Origin of the sequence: Thermasporomyces composti, assembly GCF_003386795.1 — a bacterium.
GTDB classification, from domain to species: domain Bacteria; phylum Actinomycetota; class Actinomycetes; order Propionibacteriales; family Actinopolymorphaceae; genus Thermasporomyces; species Thermasporomyces composti.
Genome location: NZ_QTUC01000001.1, coordinates 3,587,234 through 3,607,340 on the forward strand (window position 1 = coordinate 3,587,234; position 20,107 = coordinate 3,607,340).

Annotated in this window: 14 protein-coding genes; 9 read left to right on the forward strand and 5 right to left on the reverse strand. The window is 70.1% G+C overall.

The genetic code is table 11. The features are described from left to right. Positions 1-15 precede the first annotated feature (15 nt). Positions 16-1,059 carry an NAD(P)H-dependent glycerol-3-phosphate dehydrogenase gene (locus tag DFJ64_RS15600; protein WP_115851111.1) on the reverse strand — a complete coding sequence of 348 codons (1,044 nt, stop codon included), beginning with the start codon at positions 1,057-1,059 and terminating at the stop codon, positions 16-18. Beyond that, positions 1,059-1,544 (reverse strand): RpiB/LacA/LacB family sugar-phosphate isomerase, encoded by a 486-nt coding sequence (locus DFJ64_RS15605; RefSeq protein WP_211310630.1) that lies wholly within the window; start codon positions 1,542-1,544, stop codon positions 1,059-1,061. The genes DFJ64_RS15600 and DFJ64_RS15605 overlap by 1 nt, the downstream gene beginning before the upstream one ends. 221 nt (positions 1,545-1,765) lie before the next feature. Here DFJ64_RS15605 and DFJ64_RS15610 point away from each other — a divergent pair, with 221 nt between their 5' ends. The 5 genes from DFJ64_RS15610 to DFJ64_RS15630 all read left to right on the forward strand — a co-directional run bounded on the left by DFJ64_RS15610 (position 1,766) and on the right by DFJ64_RS15630 (position 8,243). Further along, positions 1,766-3,295, forward strand: coding sequence for a sugar ABC transporter ATP-binding protein (locus tag DFJ64_RS15610; protein WP_115852146.1), 1,530 nt, complete (start codon positions 1,766-1,768; stop codon positions 3,293-3,295). Between the two features lie 52 nt (positions 3,296-3,347). Continuing rightward, positions 3,348-4,370: an ABC transporter permease gene (locus tag DFJ64_RS15615; RefSeq protein ID WP_211310631.1), complete on the forward strand. Its 1,023-nt coding sequence runs from the start codon at positions 3,348-3,350 to the stop codon at positions 4,368-4,370. Positions 4,371-4,512: 142 nt separating this feature from the next. After that, positions 4,513-5,559, forward strand: a complete 1,047-nt coding sequence (locus DFJ64_RS15620) for a substrate-binding domain-containing protein (protein WP_281268511.1) — start codon at positions 4,513-4,515, stop codon at positions 5,557-5,559. A gap of 114 nt (positions 5,560-5,673) precedes the next feature. Next, on the forward strand, positions 5,674-6,537 hold the full coding sequence (locus tag DFJ64_RS15625; RefSeq protein ID WP_115851112.1) for a DeoR/GlpR family DNA-binding transcription regulator: 864 nt from the start codon (positions 5,674-5,676) through the stop codon (positions 6,535-6,537). Continuing rightward, the gene (locus DFJ64_RS15630; protein ID WP_115851113.1) at positions 6,534-8,243 is read left to right on the forward strand and encodes a glycerol-3-phosphate dehydrogenase/oxidase; all 1,710 of its coding nucleotides are present in this window, start codon (positions 6,534-6,536) and stop codon (positions 8,241-8,243) included. Before DFJ64_RS15625 ends, DFJ64_RS15630 begins: the two co-directional genes overlap by 4 nt. A gap of 351 nt (positions 8,244-8,594) precedes the next feature. Here the strand turns inward: DFJ64_RS15630 and DFJ64_RS15635 are convergent, their stop codons facing one another. Beyond that, entirely contained in the window at positions 8,595-9,035 is a 441-nt protein-coding gene (locus DFJ64_RS15635; protein WP_115851114.1) for a protein-tyrosine phosphatase family protein, read from the reverse strand. A gap of 215 nt (positions 9,036-9,250) precedes the next feature. On the opposite strand from DFJ64_RS15635, the gene DFJ64_RS15640 reads away from it, so the two are divergent. Continuing rightward, a complete protein-coding gene (locus DFJ64_RS15640) occupies positions 9,251-11,245 on the forward strand; it encodes a hypothetical protein (protein WP_147304730.1) in 1,995 nt (664 codons plus the stop codon). Positions 11,246-11,252: 7 nt separating this feature from the next. On the opposite strand, the gene DFJ64_RS15645 is transcribed toward DFJ64_RS15640, so the two are convergent. Then, positions 11,253-13,160 carry a glycoside hydrolase family 9 protein gene (locus DFJ64_RS15645; RefSeq protein ID WP_245941165.1) on the reverse strand — a complete coding sequence of 636 codons (1,908 nt, stop codon included), beginning with the start codon at positions 13,158-13,160 and terminating at the stop codon, positions 11,253-11,255. A gap of 359 nt (positions 13,161-13,519) precedes the next feature. Between DFJ64_RS15645 and DFJ64_RS15650 the strand changes: the two genes are divergently transcribed. Both DFJ64_RS15650 and DFJ64_RS15655 read left to right on the forward strand, forming a co-directional pair. Further along, positions 13,520-16,387: a glycoside hydrolase domain-containing protein gene (locus tag DFJ64_RS15650; protein ID WP_115851117.1), complete on the forward strand. Its 2,868-nt coding sequence runs from the start codon at positions 13,520-13,522 to the stop codon at positions 16,385-16,387. A gap of 174 nt (positions 16,388-16,561) precedes the next feature. Beyond that, positions 16,562-18,355 (forward strand): thiamine pyrophosphate-requiring protein, encoded by a 1,794-nt coding sequence (locus DFJ64_RS15655; protein WP_115852149.1) that lies wholly within the window; start codon positions 16,562-16,564, stop codon positions 18,353-18,355. Between the two features lie 121 nt (positions 18,356-18,476). Here DFJ64_RS15655 and DFJ64_RS15660 read toward each other — a convergent pair whose 3' ends face one another. Beyond that, positions 18,477-18,875, reverse strand: coding sequence for a hypothetical protein (locus DFJ64_RS15660; RefSeq protein ID WP_115851118.1), 399 nt, complete (start codon positions 18,873-18,875; stop codon positions 18,477-18,479). A gap of 184 nt (positions 18,876-19,059) precedes the next feature. On the opposite strand from DFJ64_RS15660, the gene DFJ64_RS15665 reads away from it, so the two are divergent. Continuing rightward, positions 19,060-20,040: an aldo/keto reductase gene (locus DFJ64_RS15665; RefSeq protein ID WP_115851119.1), complete on the forward strand. Its 981-nt coding sequence runs from the start codon at positions 19,060-19,062 to the stop codon at positions 20,038-20,040. Positions 20,041-20,107: the final 67 nt, after the last annotated feature.

The following is a 20,107-nucleotide window of genomic DNA, read 5'->3' on the forward strand; positions in this document are numbered from 1 at the left end:
GCGCGGTGCGGCGGCTCAGCCGCGTGGGAGGACGGCGTCGGCGACCCGCTGCGCGGGATCGCTGTGGCCGTCGAGGATGTCGAGGATGGCAGACAGCAGAGGCAGGTCGGGCCAGGCGCCGGGGTTTCGTTGGTCGACCAGGGAGCGCGCGAGCCGCGCGGCGGGCACACCCTCGACGGTCTGCTCGGCGGCGGCCATCTCCGCGAGCGCCCGGTCGGCGGGCTCGCCGCGGCCGATTCGAGCGCCGTACACCTTGTTGCGGCCCGACAGCCCGGTGACCTCGAGATCGCCGGCGCCGGCCAGCCCGGTCGCGGTGACGGGGTCGCCGCCCACCATGTGCGTCAAGACGACGAGCTCGCGGACCGCCTGGGCGAAGGTGGCCGCCTTCAGGTCGTGGTGCGGCTCGCCATGGCGTTCGCCGAGTCCGTCGGCCAGGCCCAGCGCGATGGCGTAGACGTTCTTCATCGGCGCGCAGATCTCGACGCCTGCCTCGTCGCTCGTGACTTCCGCCCGATACGCCGGGGTCGCCACCGCCTTCGCCATCTCCTCGGCGACGCTCTCGTCCCGGCAGCCGAAGATCGCGGCCGTCCAGCGGCCGGCGGCCACCTCGTTGGCCTTGCACGGTCCGCCGACCGCGACGATGGGAGGCAGCTCGACGCCCTCCTCGGCGGCGAGGTCACGCAACGCGTCAGGCAGGAGCTGAACGTGACCCTCGTCGTTCGGCGCGAAGCCCTTGCTGGTGAGCAGGAGCGCGCGGGTGCGGCTGATGTTCGGCAGGGCGCGGCGTACGACGTCCAGGACGCCCTGCGAGGCGATGGCCACCACCGTGAGGTCGGCCCCGGTGAAGGCCTCGTCGAGCTGGTCACTGGCGTAGAGCCGGGTGCCGGCGGCGAGGCGAACCCCGGTGCGGGGATGCGGCTCGCCGGCCTGGCACGCCGCGAGCAGGTGGTCGTCGAGCCAGGTGCCCCAGAGATGGACCTCCCAGCCGGCGGCGGACAACGGCGTCGCCAGGGCGGAGCCCATGGCCCCGGCGCCCAGGATCGTCACGGTCCCCGGCATCACGCCGGCTCCTTCGTCGACGCCGCCCGCAGCTTCTCGTCGAGCTGCTCGAGCTTGCGCACCTTGGGCGCCGACCGTCCGCCCTCGAACTCGGAGGCGAGCCAGGCGTCCACGATGCTGCGAGCGAGCTCGGGCCCCACGGTTCGGGCGCCGATCGTGAGCACCTGGGCGTTGTTGGACTTGCGCGCCCGCTCCGCGCTGTAGGTGTCCGCGGCCTGCGCGGCGCGCACCCCTGGCACCTTGTTGGCGGCGATGGCCATGCCGATCCCGGTGCCGCAGAGCAACAGAGCGCGATCGTACGTACCCGCTGCGACACGGGTCGCCACCTCGTACGCGACGTCGGGGTAGTCGACTTTGGTGTCCGCGGACTCGGGTCCGAACAGGTCCACCTCGTAGCCCCGGGCCCGCAGGTGGTCGGCGAGGAGCTCGCGGAGGGTGACCGCGGCCTCGTCGTTACCGAGGGCGATGCGCTTGCGGTCGGTCAAGGCACACTCCTGTTCACTTTTGCGGCGGTTGATCTCACGTCACTCTACGGTCGAGGACGAGAGTTCTAACATCGTCGATGATAAAAACTTGTATCGCAAGGGTTGCTTGTGAGACGTCGCTTATCTAGCGTTCACCTCACCGTCACGTGACGGGGTGCGGCGAGCGACGCATCGCTCGGCGCGGAGGCGTCCAAGCCTGGTCACTGTGGGAGGTGGTCTGGTTGCCCTCGGCACTCGAGGTGCGCGGGCTCGCCAAGAGCTTCGGGGGCGTTCCGGTCCTGCGAGGCGTCTCGTTCGCCGTGCGCGCGGGGACACTGACCGTCCTGGCCGGCGAGAACGGCGCGGGCAAGTCGACGTTGATGAAGATCGTCACCGGCCAGCTCGCGCCGGACCAGGGCGAGGTGTGGGTCCAGGGCGAGCGACTCTCGCAGGCCGACCCGAGGGCGGCGCGCGCGCTCGGCGTCGGCATCGTGCCGCAGGAGCTGGCGCCGTACCCGGACCTCACCGTCTACGAGAACCTCTTCGTCGGCCGGGAGCTGCGCACCCGGGCCGGCCTCCTCGACCGGCGTCGGATGATCGCCGAGGCGCGTCGCATGCTCGCCGTCTTCGACGTCGACATCGATCCGCGGGTGCGCATGGGTCGCCTGTCGGTCGCGCTGACCCAGCTGGTCGAGATCGCCAAGGCGACCACCTGGGGTGCGAAGGTCCTCCTGCTGGACGAGCCCACCTCGGCGATCCCCGACCGGGAGGTCGCGCGGCTGCACGCGGTCGTGCGCAAGCTCAAAGACCAGGGCGTGGCGATGGTCTACACCACCCACCGCATGGCCGAGATCGAGGAGCTGGCCGACCACGTGGTCGTCCTCCGCGACGGGCAACTCGTCCTTGACGAGCCGGCGAGCCAGACCACGGAGCAGTCCATCGTCCGGGCCATGATCGGGCGTGACCTCGACGCCCTGTTCCCGACGGTGGCGCCTCCCCAGGACGAGGTGGCGCTCGAGGTCCGCGACCTGGCGCTCGAACGCAACGCGCCAGGTGTGACATTCAACGTCCGACGTGGTGAAATCCTCGGGATCGGCGGCCTCGTCGGCGCGGGCCGGACCGAGCTGCTCGAGGCGCTGTTCGGCATCCGCCGCTCCGCTCGGGGTGAGGTCGTCGTCGCGGGGAAGCCCGTCCGACGGAACGCTCCGGCCGAGAGCATCCGGGCGGGGGTCGCGCTCGTGCCCGAGGACCGCAAGGGCGCCGGGCTGGTGCTCAGCCGCTCCGTCCTGGACAACGGGAGCCTGCCTCACCTGTCGTCCTTCACCACCATCGGGTGGATCAGGAGCCGCCGCCGGCGCGGCGCGGTCAAGGCGGCCACCGAGCGGGTCGCCCTGCGCTCGCGCGGCATGGACCAGCTCGCCGGCACGCTCTCCGGCGGGAACCAGCAGAAGCTCGTCCTCGCCCGGTGGCTCACCCACGACACCAAGGTCCTGCTCCTCGACGAGCCCACCCGCGGCGTCGACGTCGGCGCTCGGGGAGAGATCTACCGCATCATCCGCGACCTCGCCGCGGCCGGGCTGGCCGTGGTGCTGGTCAGCTCCGACATGCCCGAGCTCATCGGCTTGAGCCATCGGGCGCTCGTCCTACGCGGAGGCCAGGTGGCCGGGGAGCTCTCCCGCGCCGACCTGGACCGGGAAGACGTCCAGGAAGTCATGTTCCGCCTCGCCAGCGGACAGCAGACGACCGCCGGGGAGGGGGGAGCGGCGGCATGACGCCCACCTCGCTTCGACGAATCGACGACGACATCGCCCCAGGGAGCCACCTGTGACTACGACGCAGACGCAGACTCGGCCGGAGGCTCCAAGGCCTGTGGAGGAGCAGGCCAAGCCGGCCCTGTTGAGCGCAGCTCGTCTCCAGGACCTGCTGATTCGCAACGCCATGGTGGTCGTGCTGCTGCTCGTGATGGCCTACTTCAGCTACGAGAGCGCGCGGTTCGCCACCGTGGCGAACGTCCGAACGATCCTCATCGCCGCCGCGCCGTTCGCGCTCGTCGCGCTGGGGCAGACCCTCGTCATCCTCACGGGTGGCATCGACCTGTCCGTCGGCAGCGTCATCGCGGTGAGCGCCATGACGGCGGCGAAGATCGTGCTGGGCCACCCCGAGCGGCTCTGGCTGGCGCTCGGTGCCGCGATCGCGGTGGGCATCCTGTGCGGCCTCATCAACGGGTTGCTGGTGAGCCGACTCAACGTGCCGCCGTTCGTCGCGACACTCGGCATGATGACCGCCGCCTCTGGCGCGGCGTTCGTCATCGGTGACGGCGCACCGATCAACGGCCTCCCCGCGGAGTTCGGGCGGATCGCGAACACCCGGGTGCTCGGCTTCCCGGCACCCGTGTGGGTCATGCTCGTCGGGTTCGCGATCGTCGCCCTCGTCATGCACCGCACGTCCTTCGGGCTGCGGGTCTACGCGGTCGGCGGCAACCGCACCGCCGCCGAGGTGGCCGGCGTCAACGTGCGACGGACCCTCACCACCGTCTACGTCGTGAGCGGGGCGCTCGCGGGCATCTCGGGTGTGATCCTCGCCTCGCGGGTCATCTCCGGCCCGCCCACGCTCGGGCAGGGCTACGAGCTGGACGCGATCGCGGCCGTCGTCATCGGTGGCGCGAGCCTCATGGGTGGCCGGGGAACGGTGTGGGGGACCGCGCTCGGCCTCCTGCTCATCCAGACCCTCAACAACGGCCTCGACCTGCTGGTCGTCCCCGCCTACTGGCAGCAGGTCATCAAGGGCGTGCTCATCGCCGCGGCTGTCGCCGTCGACATGTGGGCGACGAAGCGGCGAAGCACTTGACACACCTCACCACAGTCGTCCCCGGCAGTGGCGAACGGTCCGGTGGCACCAGCCAGCAGGGGCCATCGGCGGCGCCGCCAGTGCGGCGGGGCGGGGCGAGTCGAACCCATCTGCAGTGGCACTAACGGAGAAGGAGACCCGAATGCTGCGGAAGATGATCCGAAGGGGGGTCGTCGCTCTGGGCACGGTGCTCGTCCTCGTCGCGGCAGCTGCCTGCGGCGCCGGAGACGAGACCGCCCGGGGCGCGGACGGCGGGGGCAAGATCCGCGTTGGCGTGACCGTCTATGACATGTCCTCGTTCATCACGCAGGGCCAGGAGGGCATGCGCGCCTACGCCAAGGCCAATGACATCGAGCTGCTCTGGAACTCGGCCGGCGGTGACGTCGCCACCCAGGCCAACCAGGTCGAGCAGCTCATCAACCAGGGCGTGGACGCCATCATCATCGTCCCCGTCCAGGCCGACTCGCTTGGGCCGCAGATCCAGATGGCCAAGGACGCCGGAATTCCGGTCATCGCGGTGAACACGACCCTGTCGAACGAGGAGGGCCTGGCCTCCGCCGTGCTGCCCGACGACGTCGCCGCCGGCCGTCAGGAGATGGAGATGATGGCCAAGGAGCTCGGCGGCAAGGGCAACATCGTCATCCTCCAGGGTCCGCTCGGCTCCTCGCCGGAGCTCGACCGCACCAAGGGCATCGAGGAGGTGCTGAAGAAGTACCCCGACATCAAGGTGCTCGCCAAGGACACCGCGAACTGGAAGCGTGACGAGGCCGTCAACAAGGTCAAGAACTGGCTGTCCAGCTTCGGTGACGACATCGACGGCATCGTCTCGGAGAACGACGACATGGGGCTCGGCGCACTCCAGGCGCTCCAGGAGGCCGGGAAGAAGATCCCGATCGTGGGGATCGACGGCATCGAGGACGGCCTGCGCGCGGTCCAGCGGGGTGACTTCATCGGCTCGAGCCTGCAGCACGGCCGGGTCGAGCTGGCCGCTGGCCTGGCGGTGGCCAAGCGGATCGTCGAGGGCAAGCCGGTGGAGAAGAAGTACACCTACGTGATGCCCCCGATCACGCCGGACAACGTCGAGCAGTACCTGAAGAACGTGGTGACGGAGAAGGACGCCTTCCTCGAGCGGCTGCCCGAGCTCATCGAGCGGAACCTCGAGTCGGGCGACATCGCCAACGAGCAGTGAGAAGGCGAGCTGTGAGGAGGTGAGTGAGGGCAGGGTCGGCAGAATAGGGTCGCCGGCCCTGCCCTCAGGCGCCGTGCTCGCCTCCACCGGCTGTGACAGGGAGTGCTGACGACGATGGCCAGCAAGGTGAAGCGGCAACCGCGACGGCGGTCCGCGGCCGCCGGCGCCGCGTTGAACGGCGACCAGCCTGGCCTGGGCCAAGCCGAGCGTCACAACGCGATTGTCCAGCTCATCATGAGCCAGGGCACCGTGCGCACCGAGGAGCTGGCGGAACGCTTCGGCGTCAGCATGATGACGATCCACCGCGACCTGGACACCCTCGAAGCCCGCGGGCTGTTGCGCAAGTCGCGAGGGGTCGCGACCGCGGTGGCGACCAGCCTTGTTGAGGCCAGCACGGCGTACCGGATGACGCAGAACGTCCCGGAGAAGCGCGCGCTCGCGAGGGCGGCATTCGAGTTCGTCGAGCCCGGCCAAGCCATCATCATGGACGACTCGACGACCGGCCTCTTCCTCGCCGAGCTGCTCCCGCAGCGGCAGCCGATGAGCGTGATCACCAACTTCCAGATGGTGCTGAACGCGCTGAGCGGTAAGCCGGGGGTCACGCTGATCTCGCTCGGCGGTCAGTACTACCAGTGGTGTGACGCCTACATGGGCAACCTCACCATCAACGCGATGCGGGGGCTGCGGGCGGACGTGTTGTTCATGTCCACCTCGGCGATCACCGACGACGTCTGCTTCCACCAGGCGCACGACACCGTGCTGGTCAAGCGCGCGATGTTCGACTCCGCGAAACGGCGGATTCTCTACGTCGACCACACCAAGTTCCGCCGACGCGCCTTGCACGCACTGGTCGCGCTGAGTGAGTTCGACGTCGTCATCGTCGACGACAAGACTGATCCGGAAGATCTGCGCCGTCTCGAGCGGACCGGGGTGACCGTCGCCGTCGCGCAGACGAACCAGGAGGAGGATGCAGGATGATCGGCTCGTCCAAGCTCGGACCCGAGCAGCGTGCCGAGGCGTGGCGCCGACTCGACGGTGGTCAGTTCGACGTCCTCGTCATCGGGGGTGGCGTCACCGGTGCCGGGGTGGCGCTCGACGCGGCTACCCGAGGCTTGTCGGTCGCGCTCGTCGAGGCGCGCGACTTCGCGAGCGGGACGTCGTCCCGCTCGAGCAAGCTCTTCCACGGCGGCCTGCGCTACCTGGAGCAGCTCAACTTCTCCCTCGTCGCCGAGGCGTTGCGCGAACGCGACCTCATGCTCACGCGCATCGCTCCCCACCTGGTCAAGCCGGTGTCGTTCCTCTACCCGCTGACGCACCGGCTCTGGGAGCGGCCCTACGTCGGCGCGGGCCTCATCCTCTACGACACGATGGGCGGGTCTCGCGCGGTGCCGCGTCACCGGCACCTGACCCGCACGAAGGCACGCGCGCTCGCGCCGGCGCTGCGCCGCGACATTCTCGTCGGCGCCATCCGCTACTACGACGCCCAGGCGGACGACGCTCGCCACACGCTCACGGTGATCCGGACGGCGGCGAGCTACGGCGCGGTCGTCCGGAACTCCACCGAGGTCGTCGGCCTGCTGCGGGAAGGCGGCAGGGTCGTGGGCGCCGAGATCCGTGACGTGGAGACGGGCGCGACCGCCAAGGTGCGTGCCTCGGTGACCGTCAACTGCACGGGCGTGTGGACCGACGACATCCAGCGGATGAGCGAGGGGCGTGGACGGTTCAAGGTCCGCGCCTCCAAGGGCGTCCACATCGTCGTGCCGCGGGACCGGATCGCCTCCGAGACCGGCATCATCCTGCGCACGGAGAAGTCGGTGCTGTTCGTCATCCCGTGGGGCAACCGCTGGATCGTGGGCACGACCGACACCGACTGGACGCTGGACAAGGCGCACCCGGCCGCGACAAGGGCGGACATCGACTACATCCTCGAGCGGGTCAACCGGGTGCTCACCCAGCCGCTCACCCACGACGACATCATCGGGGTCTACGCGGGTCTGCGCCCGCTGCTGGCGGGGGAGTCGGAGGAGACCAGCCAGCTGTCCCGCGAGCACGCGATCGCCCGGCCGCTTCCTGGGCTGATCTCCGTCGCGGGCGGCAAGTACACGACCTACCGGGTGATGGCCAAGGACGCGATCGACGCCGCGGTCGCGGACCTGGCCCGTCCGGTGCCGCGCTGCGTCACCGACCGGACGCCTCTGCTGGGCGCGGAGGGCTACCACGCGTTGGTGAACCGCGTCGACGAGCTCGCTGCCCAGTACCACCTGCCGCGCTGGCGCATCCAGCGTCTGCTCGACCGCTACGGCTCACTGGTCCACGAGGTGCTCGAGGCGGCCGGCGAGGACCCGTCCCTGCTCCAGCCGGTGCCCGGCGCGGACGAGTACCTCATGGCCGAGGTGCGGTATGCCGTGACGCACGAGGCCGCGCTGCACGTCGACGACCTGCTCACCCGGCGGACGCGCATCTCGATCGAGGTGCCGCACCGGGGCACCGAGTCCGCTCGCCCGGTGGCCGAGGCGGTGGCCGACGTCCTCGGTTGGGACGCGGCGCGGGTGGAGGAGGAGGTCCGCACCTACGAGGCCCGGGTCGCGGCCGAGCGTGCCTCGCAGGAGCAGCGGGACGACGAATCGGCCGACGCGGTGCGACGCAACGCTCCCGACACCCGGCACCTCCGCCTTGTCGGCTAGCCGGGACGTCGCGCCATTCTCCGCGTCTGCCAGCTCGCGGACCTGGTGTCCGCCACGGAGCGCCGCCCTCACTCGTGTCGGGGCGGGGTTGTCGATGACGAACCGGGCCGGTCCGGTAGCGGCACCACGACCCACGCTGGCCCTGGGCTGACGGGTCCGCGCAGTCGACCGTGCCGTCAACCTGACCTTGCCGTCGACGGGCTTGGGGGAAGCCGACGCTGGCGGCCGCCACCGACAGTCGGGGCGTAGGACCACACACCGTGCCGGCCCTGGAACGCGTTCCCGGGCCGGCAGCCTGCGTCGGTCCTGGAGGTCAGGAACCGCGTACGTGCCGCTTCGTCGGGGGGTGACCTAGCTGCCGAAGTGACGGACGAAGCGGCGCTGCCACGGCGCCTCCACCGCACGCGGTGAGTAGTGGGTGCGGACGTAGTCGACAGCCTGGTCGGCGGGGACGCCGTCGAGCACGGCGAGGCACGCCAGCGCGGTCCCGGTGCGACCGTACCCACTGCCACAGGCGACCTCGACACGCTCGGTGGCCGACCGGGTCCAGGCCTCACGGAGAGCGTCGGCGGTGGCGCGCGGATCCGACGGCAGCCAGAAGTCGCGCCAGCGCAGCCACCGGTACTCCCACGGGAGTGGTGGCGGTTCCTTGCCGAGCAGGTAGAGGCCGAACGTCGGCGCGGGGCCGGAGAGGAGTGGAGGACGCACTCCTCGGCCGCGGACGAGGCGCCCAGACGGGAGACGGAGGACGCCCGGTGCCGTGGGCTCCCAGGTGGCGCTGACCGAGGACATACCCGGCAGCGTAGTGCCGGTGATCGACTCGGGTCCCCGCCGGACCAGCGACGGGCCAGGCCGGTGACACACTTACGCGCCCGTCCGGAATTGGACGCGGTTCGCGAGATGATCAATGGCCGCCCCACCTCCTAGATTAGGCCATGACCGGAAGTGGGGGCGGTGTCGCCGCTGTGCCGTCGCGCTCCGCCTCGACCGAACCGAAGGAGGACCCGGTGTCCGCACTCCGATCAACCCTGCTGCCAGGAGTCGCGGCACTCGCGCTGGTCTGCGCCGGGACCGTGGCGGTCCCCCCGTCGGCGCAGGCGCACCGGCACGAGCCGCCGCTCGGAACCGTCACCGACTTCGGCGTCCAGGCGGAGGCGTTGACGCTGCACGAGGGGTACTTCGGCGTCGACGGTGACGGCCGGCCCGTCGTCTACGGCATCCAGATGGGCACCCCAGGCGTCATCTCCGTGGTCGACCCGATCGGCAGGGAGCTGATCCGCACGGTGCAGATGCCCGGCTCGTCTGGAGGGTGGGGCATCACCCAGGCCAGCGACGGGCGGGTCTACGGCGGCACGTACAGCGAAGGTCACCTCTACCAGTACGACCCGGCGACCGACACGCTCACCGACCTGGGGCAAGCCGTCGAGGGGCAGAGCTACATCTACGGTCTGAGGCCCGGCGCGGACGGTCGGGTCTACGGCGGCACCTACCCGGACGCCCACGTGTTCTCCTACTCGCCGTCAGAGGGGTTCCACGACTACGGCCCGATGGTCGAGGGGGAGATGTACGCCATCGACACGGCGGTCGACCCCGAGCGGCAGGTGCTGTGGGCGGCCATCGGGACCGGCGGGCACCTCGTGCGACTGGACCTCGCCACCGGCGAGAAGCGGGACATCTGGCCCGCTGAGCTGCGCGGCGACCCGAACTACCCCTACGACATCAACCTCATCGGCGACCGGCTCTTCGTCAAGCGCAACCGGCTCGACGCGCTCGTGCTCAACCCGGACACCGGCGAGGTGATCGCGGACGAGTTCACGATCACCTCCCGGGGCACCTCGCCGCTGTCCCCGGACGGCAGGTACGTGTACTTCACCTCGACCGGCAACCAGCTCTGGCGCTACGACCTCACGACGGACACGCCGGAGCCCGTCCTCGACTCCTCCGGCAACCCCATCCCCGCCGGAGGGCCGGGTGTCGGATGGGGCTTCATCGACGGCGTGCTCTACGCCGCGATCGGCAACTACGCCGGCCAGGCGCTGTGGTACGACCCGGCGACCGGTGAGTACGAGCGGTTCACTCTGCCGTTCCCGCCGCAGGCCATCGACATCGGCAACCTCACCGCCGGCCCGGATGGCAAGGTCTACACCAACCTGTTCATCAACGGGAACCTGTCCACCTTGGAGCCGGACACCGGCACCGTCACCACGCTCGGTCGGCTCGGTCAGGCCGACGGCTTCGGCTGGCACGACGGTCTGCTCTACGCCGGCGTGTACCCCTACGGCGGCGTCCTCGTCTACGACCCGTCCCAGCCGTACCAGCTCGGGACCAACCCACGTGAGCTCTTCCGGCTCCAGGACGACCACGGCCAGAACCGACCGGTGGCGATCGTGTCGACACCGACGACGCTCTACGTCGGCAGCACCCCGGACTACGGCCAGTGGGGTGGCGCGCTTACCGCGTACGACCACGCGAGCGGCACCCACACCGTGCGCCGGAACATCGTGCCCGACCAGGGCGTGACGTCCTTGACGCTGCTCGGCACGACGCTGTGGGGCGGCACGTCCATCTTCGGCGGCGGTGGCACCGAGCCCAAGGCCACCGAGGCCAAGCTGTTCACCGTCGACACGACGACGGGGGAGAAGACCGGCGAGTTCACGCCGGTTCCCGGTGCGGCGTCCATCGACGCCCTCACCGTGGGACCCGACGGCATGCTGTGGGGTCTGGCCAGCGGCACGCTGTTCGTCGTCGACCCGGTGAAGAAGAAGGTCAAGGCTCGGCGTGACCTCCCGGGTGGGTCCTCGCACTGGCAGGACGAGCTGTTCGTCAACCCGGACGGTTTCGTCTACGCCTCGTCGGCCGGCCAGCTGCTCCGCATCCATCCCCGGACCTTGCGGGCGACGGTGGTCCGCGCGTCCGGGACCTACCGGCTCGACCAGGACGACGACGGCAACCTGTGGTTCCGCGACGGGCCCAGGCTGCTCCGCTACACCCCCGCGCGCTAGCGGGTGTTCAGGCTGAGGTGCGTCCTTCCTCGCGGGCGACGTCCGCGAGGAAGGACGCCACCCACGACAGCGCGGAGTTCCAGTTGATGGCCACCTCGTTGGTCGAGAACGACTGGATGTGGTCGAGGTAGCACAGCTGCGGACGGCAGTCCTTCAGCGAGCGCTCGGCCACCGGGTCCTGCAAGCCGGTGTTGGCGCCTCCGGCGAGTGAGCCGGCGGGCGGGTGGGGCAGGCGGGGATCGAGCTGGTGCGCGTACATCCGGCTGTGCTGGTTGCGGGCCGCGCGGTCCCCGTGCCCGGTGACGTAGGAGAGGTTGAGCGCGTTGCGCCCGAGGACGTAGTCGATGCCCTCGATCGCGGCGTCACGGTACGTCTTCCGGCCGGTCAGGTCGTACGCCGTGACCAGCACCACGATGTTGTTGAGCACGTTGCTGTTGGACCCCCAGGCGTAGAACTCCGCGTTCTCCGGTAGCGGATGTCCGTAGGCCTGGCGGCGTGCGGTCTGGACGTAGCGGTCGGCGGCGTGGGTGAGGGAGTCCCGCACCCGCTCGAGCTCGTCCCTCGGCAGGTCGCTGGGAGCCGTCGCGAGCTGCAGCCGGCCCAACGCCGCGACGCTCTGCCAGCCGAAGCCACCGTCGGAGAAGACCTGCGCGGTGTGCATGGGAGAGGTGAGAACCTCGCGCAGGTACGCGGCCTCGCCCGTCGTGAGATAGAGCTCGACGGCCGCCCAATAGAACTCGTCCTCCACGTGCCGGTCGCCGTAGGCGCCGCCACCTTGGCTGTCGGCGTCGCTGGCATAGCGGTCGGGGTGTCGTTTCGCGGCGGCCCACGCCGTCCGCGCGGCGGCCAGGTTGCGGTCGGCGAAGGACGGGTCGTACGGGCGGAACACCCGGGCCGCCTGGGCGGCGACGGCCGCGAGGTTCAACGTGGCGGCCGTGGAGGGCGGGCGCAGCTCACGCGGCTCCGGGTCCTCGTGGGGCGCCATCGGCAGGCCGGTCCAGTTCCGATCGTGGACCTTGTGGTGCGCCATGCCGGCCAGCGGCTTGCCGGGCGGGACCTGCATGCGCAGCAGGAACTCGACCTCCCACCGCGCCTCGTCGAGGACGTCGGGGACGCCGTTGCCGCGTTCGGGGACGCGCAGTCGGCTGTCGCCCACCGCGTGCGGGTCGCCGGCGCGGCGTGCCCGCTCCCACAGGCTCAGCAGCTGGTGAGTGGCGATACCCCCGTTCACCACGTACTTGCCGTGGTCGGCGGCGTCGTACCAGCCGCCGCGGACGTCGAGACGGTAGCGGCACACGCCCGGAGCGCAGGGAACGTCGGTATCACCCTTGTTCGGCGGAACACCGAGGTGTCCGGCTGGACGGGCGTAGTCGGCGCCGGCCAGCGCGCCGTCGATGGGGATACCGCTGCGCTGGACGTAGAAGAACCGCAGGGCGTCGGACCGTAGGTCGGCGTAGACGCGATCAGAGATGTCGAAGGGGATGCTGCGATCGCCGTCCGCCGTCAGTGTGTAGCTGGATCCGGAACGCCGAACGTCACTGAAGTCGATGGTGTGGACGCGCTGCCCGGACGCCTCGTCGACACCGCGAGGCGTGGATCTCCCGCGAGCCACCTCACGGTCGGAGCTGTCGCGGAGGGTCCAGGTGAGCGGTTCGGTCCGCTCGGTCACGACCGTGGCGTTCTTCGGGCCGTCGGGCACGTAGCCGACCTGGTTGACCCGGACGCGCGGCACGTCTGCCGCCGGCGGGTTGTCGGCTCGCCGCGAGCCCGTCGACGCGGGGTCGAGAGCGCCGACGTCTCCGGACGCTGCGGCTGACGGGCGTTGCGGTGACCTGGGGGCGGCGTGCGCGAGATCGGTCGGCGCGCTGACACCGACCGCGGCGACGACGAGAGCGGCGGCGAGGCAGGCACGCACCAGGCGGCTTCCTCCTCGGGCGTGGGGGCTGGGCATGTCCGAAGGTCACGCGGAGCGCGGGAGCGACGACCACCGAGCCAGGGGGCCGGAGTCCCGCGCCGATGCTGACAACCTCCCTCCCGCGGTGTCAACGTGACCTTGCTGAACGTGAGGTTTGCTCGAGGTGTCCGTCCGGTTCGAGCGGGTGGCCCGCTTCTCGTAGAGATCTCACGCTCTCGGCGAGCCTGACCGAGCTGGCCGGCCGGAAGAGGTCTGGCCGGTCCGCGACGCTTCACCGCATGCCGGGACGACCCCGATGATCAAGGCGGCTCGATGATGACCACGGTGGTGGGGTTGGCTCGAACACGGAGGAGGGGCCGATGCCAAGGACCGTCCCGACACGGCCGGGACTCACCCGACGAACGAGGCGTGGGCGTGTCGCTTCCCTCGCGGCCACGACCGTGCTCGTGGTGACGACGGTCCTGCACGGGATCCCGGCGACGGCCTCGCCGCAGGATGCCGACACGACGGCGGCAGGCTTCACGACGTGGGTGCCCACCGGCTCGTTCGCGTCATCGTCGTTCGAGCGGGTCCCGCGCGAGCCGGACGGCGACGCTCCCGAGCCAGCACCGACCACGTTGCGCATCGCGACGGTTCGGAACGCACCCACCTCCGCACAACTTGGCGTCCTCGCGCGCACGGATCTGCGCGACCTCCGAGTCGACATCGTTCGAGCACGACCACGAGCAGGTCAGCGGTCGCTTCCGCCCGGTGCGGTGACCGTGCGGTATCCCGCCTACATCCCGGTCGAGGGAACCGACGAGGTGACCGCCGACCCGCTGCGCGACGGGCCGGTCGACGTTCCCGAGGGATCGAACCAGCCCGTCTGGTTGACCATCAGGCCGTCGGCCAGCCTGCCCGCGGGCACGTACGTCGCCGGTGTGCGCGTGTCGGCGAGAGGGCAGCGACCGCTGGTCCACGAGCTGGTGGTGGACGTCGCCGACGTCACCCTCCCTGACCCCGAGGACTACGACTTCTACCTCAACCTGTGGCTGCAGCCGGACGCGATCGCCTACGCCCACCAGGTGCCCTTGTACTCCGAGGAGCATTGGCGGCTGCTCGACGTCTATCTCGCGGACATGGCGTCACGAGGCCAGAAGGTCATCAACGCCGCCATCATCGAGGACCCGTGGGAGATCCAGTGGCCGGACGGCACCTGGCGGGCGCAGACGTACTACCCGTTCCACAGCCTGGTCGAGTGGCGCTACGACGGCGCCTCGTGGGAGTTCGACTACACCGTCTTCGACCGGTACGTCGAGGCGTCGCTGCGAGCCGGCATCGGGCCCGACATCCGGGTGTATGCCCTGCTGCTGTTCGGCGGTCGGGAGCGCCTCTTCTACACCGACACGCGAACGGGCGAGAAGGTGCGCGAGGTCGTCCAGCTGGGCGACGCGCGCTGGCGTGAGGCCTGGTCGGCGTTCCTCGCCGACTTCGAACGACACTTGCGGGAACGCGGCTGGTTCGAGCACACGATGCTCGCCTTCGACGAGCGTCCGGCCTCGACCATGGCGGTCGTTCGAGACTTCCTGGCCGAGTCGGCGCCCGCGTTCGCCGACAAGATCCACATCGCCGTCTACAGCATGGACGTCGACCTGAGCATCCCCGACATCAGCTTCTCCCACGGACTGCTGCCGGAGCTGACCCCGGAGCTGGTGAACGAGCGCCGCGAAGCTGGCTACCGCACGACGTTCTACACCACCGGCAGCCCGCTGACGCCCAACACGATCACGGCCACCCCGCCCATCGGCGCGCGGCTCCTGCCGTGGATACCGGTGCAGAAGAACCTCGACGGCTACCTCCGCTGGTCGTACAACAGCTGGCCCGCCGACCCCTTCACCGATCCGGCCTACCGATACGCACAGGGCGACGAGTACATCGTCTATCCCGGCGACGACGCTCCCATGTCGAGCATTCGGTGGGAGACGTTCCGGGACGGGGTGGTCGACCACGAGCTGTTGCGACAGCTGGCGCGTCGCGCAGGCGAGGACAACGCCGTCTACCGCCGGGCGCTCGCGCTGGTGGACGCGAACGCCCGCCCGTCACCGGAGCTGTACCGAGCCGTGCTCGACGCCCGCGCGATGGTCGTCGCCGAGCTGGAGCGGTACCAGGACGTCGACGTCGACGTCGCGGTCGAGCCGGCGGCCATCGTCGCCGGTGACCGCACCGAAGTCGAGCTGACGGTGCGCAACGACGGCACTCGGCCGTTCACCGACGTCGAGGTTCAGCTGCGGGGTGACGACGGCTGGACGGTGGAGACGGTCGAGGGCGGGCGCGCGCCACGCCTCGGCCCGGGCGAGGTACTGCGGACCCGCTTCCTCGTCACCGCCGCACGGTCGACGCCGACCGCGGTGCACGAGCTGGTGGCGACCCTGGCGCTTCGCCGGAGTGGGCGGTCCGTGTCGCTGGACGTCCCCGTGCCGCTCGACGTCCGCGCGGCGGTGGGTGTCGACTCGGTGATCGCGGAGCCGACCGAGCTGGCGGCGGGTGAGCCGGCGACAGTGCGGATCGACCTGACGAACCGCAGGTCGGACGCCAGCTCCGTACGCGTCACGGTCACGACCCCGGACGGGTGGGTGGTCGAGCCCGCCGCCCAGGACGTCGAGCTGGACCCCCACGGCGCGGAGACGGTCACCGCGACCGTTCGGCCCACGACCGCGTCCGCCGGTCGACACGAGTTCGCCGTCGCCCTCGAGGTGGACGGTCAGGTCGTGGAGCGGGGACACGTGACCGTGCTCTACGACGAGGCGCCGGTTGAGGGCCTCGCCATCCACTCGGTGTCCAGTGAGGAGCTGGTGGGGGAGGACGGCGCCGCCGCGAACCTCATCGACGGCGACCCGCTCACCATCTGGCACAGCCGCTGGTTCGACGAGGTCGCCGGCCCACCGCACGAGGTGGTGCTCGACCTCGGTCGGGTACGAGCCGTCCACGCGGTGACGTACCTGCCGCGCCAGACCGGCACGATGAACGGCACCGTCAAGGACTACGAGATCTACGTCGGCAACGACCCAGAGACCTGGGGCGAGGCCGTCGCCGCCGGCGCCTTCGACGGCGGGCGGGACGAGAAGCGCGTGGACTTCCCCGTGACCGAGGGCCGCTACCTGCGCTTCGTCGTCTTGTCCGAGCAGGCGGGCCAGCCCTTCGCCTCCGGCGCTGAGCTGACCCCGCTCACGTCACGGTCGAGCCCATGACGTCACCAGCGCATTTCCGGCGTCTTGGGCAACCCGACCTTGCGCGGCCTCGCCCGAGCCGACGGCGCGCCCGAACTCGACCGGGCTGGGTGTCGGCGGCCGGTCGACGGGTACCCGCGTGGGAACGCCGAGCACGCGTCCGCGTGGATCGACCCGCGTGGGAGGGGGATGGCCGTGGCTCCGACAGTCGCCGAGTACCTGTTGGGACGCTTGCGTGAGTGGGGCGTCGAGTACGTGTTCGCCTACCCAGGCGACGGGATCAATGGGATCGTCGTGGCGTTCGGCAAAGCGGACAACCAGCCGCGCTTCATCCAGTCCCGGCACGAGGAGATGTCGGCCCTCCAGGCGGTCGGCTACGCCAAGTTCAGCGGCCAGCTCGGGGTCTGCATGGCGACCAGCGGCCCTGGTGCGATCCACCTCCTCAACGGTCTGTACGACGCGAAGCTCGACCACGTGCCCGTTGTCGCCATCCTCGGGCAGACCGCCCGAAGCGCGATGGGCGGCAGCTACCAGCAAGAGGTCGACCTCCAGGCGCTCTTCAAGGATGTCGCCAGCGAGTACCTCGTCGAGGTGAACGTCGCCGAGCAGCTGCCGAACGCGATCGACCGCGCGATCCGTACCGCGTACGCGCGGCACGCGCCGACGGCGGTGATCATCCCGTCCGACCTCCAGGAGGAGACGTACCGACCTCCCCGACACGTCTTCCGGGATGTGCCCTCCAGCCCGCCGGACAGCCTGAACCCGCCCGTGATCGTGCCCGCGGAGGAGGACCTCGCCAGGGCGGCGGACGTGCTCAACGCGGGCAGCAAGGTCGCCATTCTGGTCGGGCAGGGCGCCCGCGGCGCCGCTGAGGAAGTCGTCCGTGTGGCGGACCTCACCGGCGCGGGGGTGGCCAAGGCCCTGTTGGGCAAGGACGTTCTCTCCGACGACCTGCCGTACGTGACGGGTGCCATCGGTCTGCTCGGCACGCGCCCGAGCTACGAGCTCATGCGCGACTGCGACACCCTGCTGATCGTGGGATCGAGCTTCCCCTACACGCAGTTCCTGCCCGAGTTCGGCCAGGCGCGAGCGGTCCAGATCGACCTGGACCCCAGCATGATCGGGATGCGATATCCGATCGAGGTCAGTCTGCTCGGTGACGCGAAGGCCACGCTGACCGAGCTGATTCCCCGTCTGCGTCGGAAGGAGGACCGTACCTGGCGCGAGACCATCGAGCGCAACGTCGCGGCGTGGTGGACCACCGTCGAGAGGCAAGCCATGCTTGACGCTCGCCCGGTCAACCCCATGCGCATCGTGTGGGAGCTGTCGTCGAGGATCCCGGAGAACGCCATCGTGGCCGCCGACTCCGGCTCGGCCGCCGACTGGTACGCCCGGGACCTGCGGATGCGCGGTCAGATGCGCGGCTCGCTCTCGGGGACCCTCGCCACCATGGGCGCGGGCGTGCCGTATGGGATCGGGGCGAAGTTCGCGCACCCCGACCGTCCCGTGGTCGCTCTGGTGGGCGACGGCGCGATGCAGATGAACGGGATGGCCGAGCTCATCACCGTGGCGAAGTACTACCGGCGGTGGGCGGATCCCAGGTTCGTCGTCTGCGTCTTCCACAACAACGACCTCAACCAGGTGACGTGGGAGCTTCGGGCGATGGGTGGCGCGCCGAAGTTCGAGGAGTCGCAGAGCCTGCCCGACGTGTCGTACGCGGACTTCGCTCACGACCTGGGCTTCGCGGCCTTCAGCGTCGACTCGCCCGACGCTCTCGGCTCGGCGTGGGACAACGCGCTGCGCGCGGACCGTCCCGCGCTGCTGGACGTCATGTGTAACCCCAACGTCCCGCCGATCCCACCGCATGCCAGCTGGGACCAGATCAAGTCGACGATTGAGGCCATGCTCAAAGGCGACCCCGACGCCTGGCCCGTCATCGTGCAAGGGCTGAAGCTGAAGGCCCAGGAGCTCGCCCACGGCCGGGGCTGAGCAGCGTCCATGATGTGGCTCGTGGCACGCCCTGGTGCGTGGGTGTCGGTCGTTCTTCGGGTTCCGCAGCTCGACGAAGGTGGCTGAGGCGAAAGGGCCGAGTGGTCCGCTTCCTCGCCATTCAGTGGTCGAGAATGAGATCGATCACCGACACAATCAAAGAGCCGATCGTGGCCAGGCCCGCGCCGCAGTTGATGAGGGTGATGGGATTCTTCACGAGGAGCCGGCCCAACCTCCTCCAGCTCGCAGGGGCCAGCATCATCAGCTTCTGCCACTTGTGCTGTCGAAGATGACAGCCCATGAGCAGCCCGCGCGCGTTGTTGCGACAGTAGTCGTCCCCGCGTGTCTTCGCGCCGCACCATCCGGGTGCCTGGAAGAAGATCCACAGACCTGAGAGGACCGAAAGTCCGGCGAGCAGCGCTGGGTCGAAGCCCCAACGGAACCACCCGCCGAGAACGACGAGGAGCAACAGATATCCCCAGTACTTGGAGACGAAGGTCCCCGAGTTGATCTTCCTCATATTTCGGAACGTAAGGACCGAGACGCGACCTGTGAAGCGTCGAACGAGGTCATGTGGACGACCCCGTGGCATGAGCCGGTGTGGGACACCCGGGGCCGAGGCGCCACGTCTCGCGACCATCACGAACGACAGCGGGGAGCATGACGTCTGCGTGACGGCTGAGTCACGGGCAAGAATGACAGGTATGCGCACTACCACACTCGGGGCGGGCGGACCGGAGGTCGGCCGGATCGGGCTCGGTTGCATGGGCATGTCGTGGGCCTACGACGAGGGCGGCCGTGACGACGCCACCTCCGTCGAGGTCATTCGCCGGGCCATCGACCTTGGCGTCACGCTCATCGACACGGCCGACGTCTACGGGCCGTACTCGAACGAACAGCTCGTCGGCCGGGCCCTCGCCGGTCGCCGTGACGAGGTCGTTCTCGCGACGAAGGTCGGGCTGTTGGCTGACGGCAGCCGGGCCGTCCACCGCAACGGGCGACCGGAGTACATCAAGGGCGCGATCGACGGCAGCCTCGCGCGGCTCGGCGTCGACCACGTGGACCTGTACCAGCTGCACCGCATCGACCCGGCGGTGCCGCTGGAGGAGAGCTGGGGCGCCATGGCCGAGCTCGTGGAAGCGGGCAAGGTCCGCGCGATCGGTCTGTCGGAGGTGAGCGTCGAGGACATCCGGCGGGCGCAGGCGATCCACCCGGTGGCGAGCGTGCAGTCGGAGCTCTCCTTGTGGACGCGGGACGCCCTCGCCGAGGTCGTGCCCTACTGTGAGGAGCAGGGCATCGCCTTCCTGCCCTTCTCGCCGCTCGGTCGGGGCTTCCTCACTGGCTCGATCACCTCACCCGACCAGCTTCCGGAGGGTGACTTCCGGCGCCACCTGCCGAGGTTCCAGAAGGAGGCGTTCGACGCCAACCGGGCCATCGTCGATGCTGTGCGCCGCGTGGCCGAGCGCGTCGGCGCCACGCCTGCCCAGGTGGCGCTGGCGTGGGTCATCGCGCAAGGCGACTACGTGGTGCCGATCCGCGGTACCAAGCGGCTGCGCTACCTCGAGGAGAACGCCGCGGCGGGCGACCTGGAGCTGCCGCCTGACGCGCTCGCGGAGCTGGACGCGCTGCCCGCGCCTGTCGGCGACCGCTACGGCACGGCGCTCCCCGGTGTCCGTGGCCGTTGAACGCCCACGATGTGGACGGCCTCGACAACGCCTCGCGCTCCCGAGGCCGTCCACGACCTGGTGGCGT

What these genes read in the sequence shown, in the direction of transcription:
- DFJ64_RS15600 (WP_115851111.1), bottom strand. Translation starts at nt 1,059, where the DNA reads ATGCCGGGGACCGTGACGATCCTGGGCGCCGGGGCCATGGGCTCCGCC.
- DFJ64_RS15620 (WP_281268511.1), top strand. Translation starts at nt 4,513, where the DNA reads ATGCTGCGGAAGATGATCCGAAGGGGGGTCGTCGCTCTGGGCACGGTG.
- DFJ64_RS15625 (WP_115851112.1), top strand. Translation starts at nt 5,674, where the DNA reads ATGGCCAGCAAGGTGAAGCGGCAACCGCGACGGCGGTCCGCGGCCGCC.
- DFJ64_RS15630 (WP_115851113.1), top strand. Translation starts at nt 6,534, where the DNA reads ATGATCGGCTCGTCCAAGCTCGGACCCGAGCAGCGTGCCGAGGCGTGG.
- DFJ64_RS15635 (WP_115851114.1), bottom strand. Translation starts at nt 9,035, where the DNA reads ATGTCCTCGGTCAGCGCCACCTGGGAGCCCACGGCACCGGGCGTCCTC.
- DFJ64_RS15650 (WP_115851117.1), top strand. Translation starts at nt 13,520, where the DNA reads ATGCCAAGGACCGTCCCGACACGGCCGGGACTCACCCGACGAACGAGG.
- DFJ64_RS15660 (WP_115851118.1), bottom strand. Translation starts at nt 18,875, where the DNA reads ATGAGGAAGATCAACTCGGGGACCTTCGTCTCCAAGTACTGGGGATAT.
- DFJ64_RS15665 (WP_115851119.1), top strand. Translation starts at nt 19,060, where the DNA reads ATGCGCACTACCACACTCGGGGCGGGCGGACCGGAGGTCGGCCGGATC.